Source organism: Pandoraea sp. NPDC087047 (genome assembly GCF_044745225.1).
Taxonomy (GTDB): Bacteria; Pseudomonadota; Gammaproteobacteria; order Burkholderiales; family Burkholderiaceae; genus Pandoraea.
The window spans coordinates 68,006-80,115 of the sequence record NZ_JBIUZU010000001.1; the positions used below are offsets into that span (position 1 = coordinate 68,006).

Annotated in this window: 10 protein-coding genes; 9 read left to right on the top strand and 1 reads right to left on the bottom strand. The window is 64.3% G+C overall.

Going from position 1 to position 12,110, the window contains the following annotated elements:
* Nucleotides 1-10 precede the first annotated feature (10 nt).
* From ACIPHM_RS00295 to ACIPHM_RS00335, 9 genes are all read left to right on the top strand, one after another.
* Nucleotides 11-1,063, top strand: coding sequence for an Ldh family oxidoreductase (locus ACIPHM_RS00295; RefSeq protein ID WP_400323113.1), 1,053 nt, complete (start codon nt 11-13; stop codon nt 1,061-1,063).
* 131 nt (nt 1,064-1,194) lie between these two features.
* Nucleotides 1,195-1,620, top strand: a complete 426-nt coding sequence (locus tag ACIPHM_RS00300; protein ID WP_400323116.1) for a F0F1 ATP synthase subunit epsilon — start codon at nt 1,195-1,197, stop codon at nt 1,618-1,620.
* Between the two features lie 363 nt (nt 1,621-1,983).
* Nucleotides 1,984-2,784: an enoyl-CoA hydratase/isomerase family protein gene (locus ACIPHM_RS00305; protein WP_400323119.1), complete on the top strand. Its 801-nt coding sequence runs from the start codon at nt 1,984-1,986 to the stop codon at nt 2,782-2,784.
* A 132-nt stretch (nt 2,785-2,916) separates the two neighbouring features.
* Complete coding sequence (locus tag ACIPHM_RS00310; RefSeq protein WP_400323122.1) at nt 2,917-3,999, top strand: ABC transporter substrate-binding protein; 1,083 nt, start codon at nt 2,917-2,919, stop codon at nt 3,997-3,999.
* Between the two features lie 51 nt (nt 4,000-4,050).
* Entirely contained in the window at nt 4,051-5,142 is a 1,092-nt protein-coding gene (locus ACIPHM_RS00315) for an ABC transporter ATP-binding protein (protein ID WP_400323125.1), read from the top strand.
* A gap of 71 nt (nt 5,143-5,213) precedes the next feature.
* Nucleotides 5,214-6,965, top strand: a complete 1,752-nt coding sequence (locus ACIPHM_RS00320; protein ID WP_400323128.1) for an ABC transporter permease subunit — start codon at nt 5,214-5,216, stop codon at nt 6,963-6,965.
* A 17-nt stretch (nt 6,966-6,982) separates the two neighbouring features.
* A complete protein-coding gene (locus ACIPHM_RS00325; protein WP_400323130.1) occupies nt 6,983-8,638 on the top strand; it encodes an AMP-binding protein in 1,656 nt (551 codons plus the stop codon).
* Between the two features lie 102 nt (nt 8,639-8,740).
* A complete protein-coding gene (locus ACIPHM_RS00330) occupies nt 8,741-9,589 on the top strand; it encodes an IclR family transcriptional regulator (protein WP_400323132.1) in 849 nt (282 codons plus the stop codon).
* A gap of 285 nt (nt 9,590-9,874) precedes the next feature.
* Nucleotides 9,875-11,116 carry a GGDEF domain-containing protein gene (locus ACIPHM_RS00335; protein ID WP_400323135.1) on the top strand — a complete coding sequence of 414 codons (1,242 nt, stop codon included), beginning with the start codon at nt 9,875-9,877 and terminating at the stop codon, nt 11,114-11,116.
* A gap of 37 nt (nt 11,117-11,153) precedes the next feature.
* On the opposite strand, the gene ACIPHM_RS00340 is transcribed toward ACIPHM_RS00335, so the two are convergent.
* The gene (locus ACIPHM_RS00340) at nt 11,154-11,939 is read right to left on the bottom strand and encodes a hypothetical protein (RefSeq protein ID WP_400323137.1); all 786 of its coding nucleotides are present in this window, start codon (nt 11,937-11,939) and stop codon (nt 11,154-11,156) included.
* Nucleotides 11,940-12,110: the final 171 nt, after the last annotated feature.

A 12,110-nucleotide genomic window follows, 5' to 3' on the forward strand; every position in this document is an offset into this window, starting at 1 on the left:
AGGAGTCTCAATGCGAATTCCCCTGAATGACGCCGTCGAGTTCGGCAAGCGCCTGTTGCTCGCGCAAGGTGTGCCGGACGATATCGCGTTCGACGTCGCCCAGCATCTGGTCGAGTCCGACCGCGTGGGCTATGCGAGCCACGGGCTCTCGATTCTGCCGACCTACCGCAAGGTGCTCGACGACGGGCAGGTCAATCCGAGCGGACGCCCGAGCGTGCTCACCGACCACGGCAATCTGCTGCTGTACGAAGGCAATCGCGGCTTCGGTCAGCACGTCGGTAAGTACGTGGTCGAGCATGCCATCGCCCGCGCGTTCGACAAGGGGGTGGCGATCCTCACGCTGCGCAACAGCCATCACCTGGGCCGTATGGGCCAGTACGGGGAGATGGCGGCGCATCAGGGGCTGGTGTTCATGGCGTTCACGAACGTGACGAACCGGCAGCCGATGGTCGCCCCGTTCGGGGGCAGCGAGCCGCGCCTGACGACCAACCCGCTATGCTTTGCCGGCCCGCTGCCGAACAATCGTCCGCCGCTGGTGGTCGACATGGCGACCAGCGCCATCGCGATCAACAAGGCGCGTGTGCTGGCGGCCGAAGGCAAGCAGGCGCCGCCGGGCTCGCTGATCGACGGCTACGGCAATCCGTCGACGGACCCGAACGCGCTTTTCGCCGAACCGTTCGGCGCGTTGCTACCATTTGGCGGTCACAAGGGCTACGCGTTGGGGATCGTGACGGAGCTGCTCGCCGGTGTGCTCTCGGGCGGCGGCACGATCCAGCCGGAGCACCCGCGCGCGGGCGTGGCGACGAACAATATGTTCGCCATCGTGCTCAATCCGCAGGTCGACTTTGCGGCGACGTGGCGCTCTCACGAGGTCGAAGCGTTCATCGACTATCTGACCTCATGCCCGCCGCAACCGGGCTTCGACCGGGTGCAGTACCCTGGCGAGTACGAGGCGGAGAACCGCAAGAAGCATCACGATCACGTCGATTTGACGGCGCCGATCTGGGAGTCGCTGCTGAAGATGGCGACCGAGCTTGGCGTGGCAACGCCGCGCACGTTGTGATCGATCAGTGGCCGACCGGGCGCGGCGGCGGCCGTGTCCGGGAATGAAGACCGCAAAACGAACATGGCGCGACGACAGCGCTGGGGCAGAATCAGGCGATGCACGTCGTGTCGTAGGGAGAAGTGAAACACATGGCATTACTCAAGGTGGACGTGGTCAGCACCGAGCGTTCGATTTATTCGGGCGAGGCGCGCTTCGTGGAAGTGCCCGGTTCCGCGGGCGAACTGGGGGTGTTGCCCGGCCATACGCCGTTGCTCACCGGCATGCGCCCGGGCACGGTGCGTATCGAAGCGGCGGACGGCGCCGAGACGTTCCTGTATATCGCCGGTGGCTTTGTGGAAATCCAGCCCGATCGCGTGACGGTCCTGGCCGACACCGCCATGCGTGCCGATAGCCTCGATCAGGCGCGCGCCGAGCGTGCGCGCGAGGCGGCTCAGGCACTGCTGGAGCAGCAAACCGGCGACATCGATTACGCCAAGGCGCAGGCGGAACTGGCCGAAGCCGTCGCGCAATTGCAAGCGATCCGGCGCATGCGCAAGCAGAAGGAAGCGCGCTGAGGCCATGACGTTATGACGTTATGGCGTGGTGACGCGGTAACACCATGAGGTCGTGACAACACCGATCGCGGTTCGTCAGCCTCCGTAGACGGGCAGTCCAATGGACTGCCCGTTTTTTTGCGCCTCGCTCCCCGTGCCGGTCACGAACCCTCGCGCATGACCGCGCCCATCCGGTGCAACCGCTTGAGGTAAACCCTGAAGCGATTCGACTTGCGCCATTTTTTTGAAATAACTATATTGCTTTCAAATAACAGTTATTGCACTGAGATAACTGTTTAGCGGGAAATGCGTTCGTCGCATTGCCGCCATCTCAACCCTCTCAATGCACGCGTGAGATCACGCGTCGGTGCCACTGGAGTTCACATGAGCGAGACAGCAAAGCAAGCGGAGCAGGAAGTTCTCTTCACGCAGGTCGGCAAGGTTGCCGTGATCACGTTGAATCGCCCGCAGGCGCTCAACGCCTGGACCATCGCCATGCGCGAGTCGATCATCGACGCGCTGCAGCGTTTCAACGCCGACGACAACGTGGCTGCCGTGATCATGACCGGTGCCGGGCGTGCTTTCTCGGCCGGGCAGGATCTGGCCGAAGCGAAGCATTTCGACGGCGACACCGCCATCGAATGGATCAAGGGCTGGGAGCATTACTACGACGTGATTCGCAGCCTGAAGAAGCCGCTCGTCATGGCGCTGAACGGCACGGCCGCCGGTTCGGCGTTTCAGGTGTCGTTGCTGGGCGATATTCGCGTCGGCCATCCGGGCGTGCGCATGGGGCAGCCGGAGATCAACGCCGGTATCGCGAGCACGACCGGCCCGTGGATCATGAATCACATGCTGGGCCTGTCGCGCACCATCGAGCTCACGCTCACCGGTCGTCTGATGGACGCCGACGAGAGCCATCGTCTGGGGCTGATCCATCACCTCGTGCCGGAAGAGAAGGTGTTCGACAAGGCACTGGAAATTGCCACGGAACTGGCCGAGAAGCCGCCGGTGGCGATGCGTCTGGACAAGCAGCGCTTCCGTGAAATGACTGAAGGCACGTTCCAGGACGCCATTGAGGCAGGCATGCGCATCCAGCGCGAGTCGTACGAATCGGGCGAGCCGGCCCGCATGATGGCAGCGTTCTTCGCCAAGCGCGCTGCGAAGGGCGAAGCGGCAAAGGCCTGAGCCGATCGATAAGGGTCGCCATCGAACGAAGTCCGGCCATGCGTCGCGGCATCTTCCATGAACTGCCGTGACGGATGGCCACCCACACAGGACATGCGCGCCGCGTCTGTCCATTGCACAGCGGAGTTTCCCATGTCTCACCCGCACGACCCGCAAAACCCGTCCCGACGCCGTCTCCTTCAAGTCGCCGGCGCCACCGCGCTAGCCGGCACCTTGCCGCTGGCCGCCTCGCGTACGGCGTATGGACAGGCAAAACAGTTGATCGTCTCCGATCCGGGCGGCCCGTACACCGCGGCTTATCGCCGTGCGTTCTACGACCCGTTCGAGAAGGCCACCGGCATCAAGGTGGTAAGCGTGGCGCGAGACTCGCAGCCGGTGGCGCAATTCGCCGCAATGGTGCAGACGAAGAACTTCGTGTGGGATGTGACGACGCTCACGCTCTCGGCCGACATTCCGTATCTGGAGTCGAAGGGGTTCCTTGAACCCGTGGGCATGAAGGTGAGCGACTTCCCCGGCATCATGCCCGAGGCCGTCACCGCCGACTGGCTGGGTGTCGACGTGTATTCGACCGTGCTTGCCTATCGCACCGACAAGTTTCAGAAAGAGGCGCCGCAGACATGGGCCGACTTCTGGGACGTGAAGCGCTTCCCGGGCCGTCGTTCGCTGCGCCGCAGTCCGCTCGACACGCTGGAGCAGGCGCTCATGGCCGACGGGGTTCCCATCGACAAGCTGTATCCGCTCGATCTCGATCGCGCCTTCAAGTCGCTCGACAAGATCAAGCCATACATCAACGTGTGGTGGACGTCCGGTGCGCAGGCCATGCAGGCGATCCAGAGTGGCGATGTCGACATGATGTCCACCTGGAACGGTCGCGCGCAGGCCGCCATCGACAACAAGGCGCCGGTGAAGATCGTCTGGAACCAGGGGCTGTATTCCATCGAAGGGTGGGGCATTCCGAAGGGCACGCCACGCGCCGAGTTTGCTCGGCAGTTCGTGCGCTTTTGCGGCGATCCGGGACGTCAGGCGCTCATCACGCAGGATCTGGCGTACGGCCCGACCAACCTCAAGGCGTTCGATGGCATTCCGAAAGCGCGCGCGCCGCTGTTGCCGACGGCGCCGGCCAACCTGAATGGCATGCGTCTGCCGAGCCCGCAGTGGTGGGCCGAGAACCGTACCAAGGCCACCGAGCGTTTCAACGCGTGGTTGTTGTCCTGACGTCGTAGGGCATCGCAGACATTTGAGCAGCGGAGCAGGATGAGCACGAATATGAGTACCAAACTGGAAACCATCGGTCTTGCCAAGACCTATCGCGAGACCCCCGCGCTTCTGCCGACCGATCTGCGCGTCGCGGCAGGGGAATTTCTCACGTTGCTCGGGCCGTCCGGTTCTGGCAAGACAACGCTGTTGCAGATGATCTCCGGGCTGGTCGAGCCCAGCGCTGGTCAACTGCTCATCGATGGGCGCGACGCCACGCACGACGCACCGGGCAAGCGCGGCATCGGGATGGTGTTCCAGAGCTATGCGCTGTTTCCGCACATGAGTGTCTGGGAAAACGTGGCGTATGGGCTGCGCATGCGCAAGCTGCCGCGTGCCGAACTGGCCCCGGCGGTCGACGCCGCGCTCGCGATGGTCAAGATGCAGGCGTTTGCGCAGCGTCTGCCCTCGGAGCTGTCGGGCGGTCAGCAGCAGCGCATTGCGCTTGCGCGCTGCTTCGCGTTCCGTCCCTCGATCATCCTGCTTGACGAGCCGCTCGGCGCGCTCGACAAGAAGCTGCGCGAGCATATGCAATTGGAAATCCGGCGCCTGCATCAGGAGTTGGGGGCAACGTTTATCTACGTGACGCACGATCAGGACGAGGCGCTCACGCTGTCCGACCGGATTTGTCTGATGAATCAGGCGCGCATCGAGCAGATCGGTACGCCCGCGCAGTTGTACGACCGTCCGGCCACGCGTTTCGCGGCGGACTTCCTCGGGCATTCCAATTTGCTCGACGGCGTGGTCGAGCGTCTGGCAGATGGCCGCGTCGCGTTGCGCGTGGGGGCGCGTCTGGTGCCCATCGGCCCGAGTGCCGACCTGCCTGCGGCGGGTGCGGCCAGCCTGCTCGTGCGCCCGGAGGCGGCGCGCCTGACCGCGCCGGAAGACGGTGCGCTGGCGGGCACCATTCGCGAAGTCGTCTTTCTGGGTTCCGACACCCGCGCCATCGTCTCGCTCGGGCAGCACGCCGAGCAAGCCGGGGAGGGCACCGGTGCCGGCAACGCGGACTTCACCGTGCGCTGTCCGCGTGAGCTGACGCCGCGCGTGGGCGAGCGCGTCGGGCTCGCGTGGGACCACGGTCGCGCGACGTTGCTCACGCGTTAAGCCCGCTTCCTTCGTCCGCTTCCTTCGCCCGCTTCCCCACGCCCGAGTCATCCGCTTCAGGAGTATTTGCCATGTGGCTTGTTCAACGCCTGCCCCAGGCGGGGCCCCGTATTGCCTGGCCGCGGCACGCAGCCCGGTGGTTACCGGCCTTGCCTGCGTTGCTGTTCCTCGCTGTGTTCTTCATCGTGCCGGTCGTCGAGATTCTGCAAGGCGGCCTTTACGACGCCGACGGCGTGCTGTCGGTCGCGCAGTTCGCGCGCATGACGCACTCGGCCGTCTATATCAAAGTCCTCGGCTCGACGTTCTGGATCGCCTTCCTGACAGCTGCGCTGTCTGTGTTGCTCGGCTATCCGGTGGCCTACCTGCTTGCCAGACTCCCGGCACGCTCGCGCGAACGCTGGTTGCTGTGGATCGTGCTGCCGTTCTGGACCAGCTACCTCGTCAAGACCTATGCGTGGATGCTGCTGCTCTCCAAGACCGGTTTGCTCACGACCGTCGCCACGCACCTCGGGCTGCTCGACAGCGCGGGCACGCTGGCGCCGTCGCTCACCGGCGTGCTGATCGGCATGGTGCACGCCATGCTGCCGCTGGCCGTCATGACCATGCTGCCGATCATGCGCGGCATCAACATGCAACTCGTGCAGGCGGCCCAGACGCTTGGCGCCGACCGCTCGACCGGGTTCTTCACGGTCTTTCTGCCGCTGTCCGGCCCCGGTGCGGCTGCGGCAGGGCTGCTGGTCTTCATCACGAGTCTGGGCTTCTTTATCGTGCCTGCGCTGCTCGGTTCGCCGCGTGAATCGATGGTCGCGCAGCTTGTCATCTCCTCGGTGCTGGAGCTCTTCGACCTGCGTTTCGCCGGTGCGCTCTCGACCGTGCTGCTGCTGTGCTCGATCGTTGTGTTCTTCGTGTACGACCGTGTCGTCGGCTTGTCCTCGCTGGCGGGCGAAGCGCCCGAGCGGCGTGCCGGGTCAGGCGGGCACATGCTGCCAGCCCTGATCGCCGTCGGACGCCTCGCCGGCACGTTCTCGCTGTCGCGAGGCCGTGAGCGGGCCGGGGGAAGTCTGGGGCTGAAGGCTTATACGTGGGCGGTCGTGCTGGCGCTGGTGCTGCCGATTGCGTTCGTCGTGCCGCTGGCCTTCACCAAGCAGTCGTTCGTATCGTTTCCGCCGGCGTTGTTCACAACGAAGTGGTTCGTCGCGTTCCTCGAATCCAGCGTGTGGCAGGCGGCGTTGTGGCGCTCGCTCGGCGTGGGCTTCGCTACCGCGATGCTCGCCCTGGTGCTCGGCTTCGGGGCGAGTCTGGCCCTCGTGCGACTGCCGTCGCGGTGGCGCAAGCCGCTGTTCGCCGTGTTCATCGCGCCGCTGATCGTGCCGCGCATCGTCGTCGCCGTCGGCTTGCTGTACCTGTTTGCGCGCTGGGAGTTGGCGGGCACCAATGCGGGCCTCGTCATCGGCCATACCGTGCTGGCGATTCCGTACGTCGTCGTCACCTTGTCTGCGAGCTTCAAGCGCTTCGACTGGCGGCTCGACGACGCGGCCAAGATGCTCGGTGCGTCCGCCTTCACGCGTATTCGCACCGTGCTGTTGCCGCTGCTCGCGGCAAGCCTCGGCTCGGCATTCCTGTTTGCCTTCATTGTGTCGTTCGATGACCTGACCATTGCCATCTTCGTGTCCGGTGGGATCAACACCACGCTGCCCAAGCAGATGTGGGACGACATCCAACTGGCCGTCACGCCGACGCTGGCCGCCGTCGCCACGTCGCTCGTCTTCCTGATGGTGTTCGTCGTGTGGCTGTCCTCCATCTTCAAACGCAAGAGCTACTGATATCTGTGGATTCTCGTATGTCCATGTCCAACGTTGCCCGAGTTGCGCCGGTGAATGCGCAGACGTTCTCCTCCTCGCAGGGGATCTCACATCCTTACACCCGGTATTTCCCCCATCGGGCCGAGGGCGACCGGCTCGATGTCGTACCGCTGTTGATGGCGGGGCTGTCTGATCTTGATGGCGCATCGGCCAAGCCGGTCGTCGTGTTCGAGGGGGAGGCCATCGACCGGACGCAGATGGCGGCGCGGGTAGGGGCCATGCAGGCGTGGTTCGCGGCGCAGGGGCTGGTGCCGGGCGACCGCGTGGCCGTCATGCTCGGGAACAGCGCGGCGCAGGTGGCGCTCATCTATGCGCTCATGCTCTCCGGGCTCGTGTGGGTGCCCGTCAATACCCGTTTGAAAGGCGATGGCATCGAGTACCTGCTCGGTCATGCCAAACCGAAGTTGTTGATCGCGGAGCCGCCGTTCGCACAAGTGCTCGACGCCGGTGTCGCGCTTGCGGCGGCGCAGCCGGGGCATCACGGCACGCGCGTCATGCGTCACTGGCTGAGCGATGTCATGACGCAAGCCGCCACGTACTCAGGCACCCGGCCAGCGGCCGCGGACGTTACGCCGGCGTGCGTGCTGTGCATCATCTACACCTCGGGCACGACGGGCGCGCCCAAGGGCGTGCTGTTCACGCATCGCATGATGCGCATTGCGAGCGAAGCGGCACTGCGCGTGGCCGATGCCGGTAACGGCGACCGGTTGTTCCTGTGGGAGCCGCTGTGCCATATCGGTGGTGCGCAAATGCTGCTCCTGCCGTTCCTGGCCAACCTCGAAATGCATGTCGTCGAACGATTCTCCGCGAGCCGCTTCTGGCAGCAGTGCGAGCAAGCGCAGGCGACACATCTGCACTATCTCGGCGGCATCCTGGACATCCTCATGCAACTGCCGAGAGACGTACAGCCCGCCGAGAACTCCTTGCGTGTGGCGTGGGGCGCGGGCGTGTCGGCGAGCGCGTGGCAGGCGACGCGTGAGCGCCTTGCGTGCACCTTGCGCGAATGCTACGGCATGACCGAGTGTTCCAGCTTTGCCACCCTCAACGATGCCGATCAGCCGGGCTCCATCGGCCACGCCTTGCCGTGGCTCACGCTGGAATTGCTCGATGACGGGGGGCAGCCGGTCGCGGACGGCGAGCCGGGGGAAATCGTCTTGTCGAGCGACGTCGATGGCGTGTTTCTGCCGGGCTATCTCGACAATCCCGAAGCGACGGCCAAGGCGTTGCGTGACGGCAAGCTATATACGGGGGACAGCGCGCGACGCGGTGCCGATGGCAGTCTCGTCTTCATCGGGCGGCGGACCGACAGTATGCGGGTGCGTGGCGAGAATGTATCGGCGTGGGAGATCGAGCGGGTGTTTGCGCGGCATCCGGCGATCGTGGCGTGCGCGGCGATTGGCGTGGCGAGTCAGATTGGCGAGCAGGACGTCATGCTGTACGTGCAGTTCCGGGAAGGGCAGGCGACCGGGTGGGAGGCGCTGGCGCAATGGGCGTCGGAGCGTCTCGCCAGCTACCAGCGGCCGCGCTACTATCGCGAGACGACGCATTTCGAGACCACGCCGTCGGAGCGAATCCGAAAGCACTTGCTGTCGAGGCAGACGGATGACGCCTGGGAGGCCAATGCAACCAAGTGAGGCGCACGTCGACTAAGAGGTGATTCAGGGGTTATCGCATAAAGATAGAACGTTATTTTCATGAGATAATCCCGTCAAATTCGCCCCAATACCCATCAGACCGTGGCCACCACCAAACCCCCTCGCAGCCGAGCCAAAGCCGCTGCCGCGACAGAGACGGCGTTCGCAGCGGCGCCATCCACCGAGTCCACCCTTTACGTCAACTCCGTCGAAAAAGCGATGAAAGTGCTCACGGCGTTCGACGGATCGAAGCGTCATCTCTCGCTCTCCGAGATCGCGGCGGCCACTGGATTCGACATCAGTGCGGCGCAGCGCTTTACCTTCACGCTCTCGGCGTTGGGTTACCTGCTCAAAGACCCGCAGAGCAAGAAGTACGAACTCTCGCCCAAGCTGCTTGACTTCACCTATCACTATCTCGTCTCGAACGAGCTGGTAAGCCGCGCCGCGCCGTATCTCCAGCAACTGGCGGCAGAAACGGAGGAGGCGACCAACCTCACCGTGCGACTCGACACCGACATCGTTTTCGTGCTGCGTATCGTGAGCCGCAGCGTATTCAATGCCAACGTGATCGTCGGCTCGCGCCTGCCCGCGTATTGCACGGCGCCGGGTCTGGCGATGCTCGCCACGCTGGACGAGGCCGAAATCGACGACATCCTCGCGCGCACCAACCTCGTTCAGTTCACCCCGGCGACCGTCTCGCAGCCGCGCAAGATCAAGGAACGGCTCGCCCGCATCCGCAAGCAAGGCTACTCGCACACCGAAGACGAATTCTTCATGGGCGATATCTCCACCGCGGCGGCCGTCGTCAATCAGGACGGCAGGGCGATCGGCGCCATCAACATCGCCGTGCCGCGCGTGCGCTGGAATGCCGAGCGCGACGAGCGACGTTTCGCCGATCTCGTCATCCAGACCGCGGGGGCGCTGTCGGCGCGGCGTCGACAGGAAATGTAAGGGAAGTTGAGGCAACCTTTACTGGCGGGCCTCGGCGCGCCTTGCCGTCCCAAAATGACGTGCTAAAATCCCGCCGCATGGGTATGGAGTACAAAAACCGATGGCCGGAACGGGGCGGCCAGACGGTGCGCCACATACGGCGCGCAAGCGACTGCCGGGTTTCCATTCCGCCATAACGAACCGCTGATTGTTCAGTCAGGTTTTCATCCCCCGTACTTCAAACTGCGCGTTGCGTCTCGGGTGGCTGTGTCCGCCCGCCTGCTGCGCGTACGGGGGACGCCAGTCATGGCTAATGGTTTGTCGCTACCGGCGTTAGACCTGCCGACGCTACAGTTCGTGACCTTTCTGTTGAGCATTGCGACAGGCATTCTGTTCATGCTCGATGCCTTGCGTCGCGACGAAGCGGAGTCTCCGCGCTGGTGGAGTCTCGCTTTCCTGCTCGCCACGTTTTCCCCCGTTCTCTATCTGCTCGCCGCCCGCAGCTCACAGCTCGCGGTGCTGTATCCGTTGGGTAATGCCGTCGCGACACTCGCCTTCGCCATGGTGTGGAGCGGCGCGCGACGCTTCTACGGCCGCAGCGTGCAATGGGTGGCTGTCTTCGGCGGCCCGGCCGTGCTGCTATGGGGGACGTGGCTTTTCGCCCGGCCGCTCGACTCGTGGAGCGGCGGCGTGTTGTTCTTCTCGTTGCTCGCGCTCTACAGCCTGATGGCGGCCAAGGAATTCTGGCAGGCGTCGGGGCTCAGACTGCCGAGCAGTATCGTGCTGGCGGTCGTTGCCGTCTTGCACGGCTCGTTTTACACCGCGCGCGCCGTGGCGTTGGTATGGCTCGGTCCGGCCGATGCCCAATTCCTCACCTGGTTCGGCCCACAGGTATCGACGACCGAGATGCTCGTGCTGATCGTTGTGGCGAGCTTCCTGATGGTCTCGCTGGGCAAAGAGCGCTCGGAAATCGCGCTGCACCGCGCCGCCACCCGCGACGGGCTGACCCAGGCATTCAATCGCCCCGAGTTCACTCGTCTCGCGCGCGAGCAACTGCGACGCCACAGTGCGGCACGCGCGCCGGTCGCGCTACTGTTGCTCGATCTCGATCACTTCAAGCGAATCAACGACACCTACGGCCATCCGTTCGGCGACACCGTACTGTTGCTATTTGCCCGCACGGCGTCGCAGCAACTGCGCGCGGACGATATCTTCGGACGCTATGGCGGTGAGGAGTTTGCCCTGTTCCTGCCGGGCGTGGGCGCTAGCGAAGCGCAGGTCATCGCCGAGCGTGTGCGAGACGCTTTCGAGCGCTCGGCCCGCATGGTGCAGGGTGAGACGGTGGCTGCCACGGTGAGCATTGGCATCGCCTGCGACGAGCGCTCGCGCGGTGAGTTGTCGTCGCTCGTGCAACGCGCGGATCGGGCGCTGTATCAGGCCAAGGCGGCCGGGCGCAATCGATGCATCCGCTACACCCCCGAGACGGCCATGCCTGCCGTCGATTCGCGCACCGACGTGCCATCGCTGTCGGCAGCGGCGGGCGGTTGATTGCCCGCCATCCGTGGCGCAGGGGCAGCCCGCCGGATCAGTGGCCGAACGTGAAGTTCAGGCCGGCAAAGATCTGCCACTTCGGGACGTTGCCCGAGTGCGCCACCGAATATTGAGGTTCGACGAACGCGTTGACGATCGTCTTGCCCATCTTCCATGCCTTGCCTCCACCGACCCCCACGGGAATGTAGTAATTGCCGTGCTGTAGATCGAACGTCCAGATCCCCGTGGAGCGCAGGTACCAGCCTTCAGGCAGGTTGTAGATGATGAATGGCTGACCCGTGAGGGTCTGCACCGTCGGACGATCCCCTTGTCCCGCAAACGAGTGTTGCCACTGGACCAGTGCGCCGAGCAGTCCCGATTTGCTCGCGTGCACGCCCACGGCGGCCAGACCCGCCTGCCATTTGCCCGTCCCCAGCGACTTGTCGGTCGCGCTCGGCATCGTCACCAGCGGCCCGACGCCGAACTCCATCGCCGCGCCCGGATTGAGCAAGAAGATATCGAACAGATTGATGTCGCCGAGTCCCGTCTTGTAGCCGCCGTTCGGGTCTGGCCGCGTGCTGATCGGCACGGTCGCGCGAAGAATCTGCGGCACCGGCACGATGCCGTTCGGCCCGAGCGGCACGGTCGGGCGCAAGAGGAAGTCATTGGTGTGCGTATGGGTGCCGAAAATCGATGGCGTGTAGTAGTTCTGCACATTGAACGATGCCGCCAGATTGAGCGGGTTATTGCTCTTGTTGGCGTCGTCTGCCGATGTCTGGGCGTGCGACGTCGCCGCAGCGGCGAGCAGGGAGGCAGCTATCAGATACGAACGCGAACCCATCGTTAAGCGACTGCAAATCGTCATTTCGGCCCCTTTATCGACGAAAACCTGGAAGCTTCGCTGCACCTCATTTCCTGCCGCTGACCGATCACACAAGGCGAGCCGCGCGCACAAGGAGGGAATGCGATAGAAACAGCGGCGATAGAGGCCGATTCTAGTTTTGACGATTGT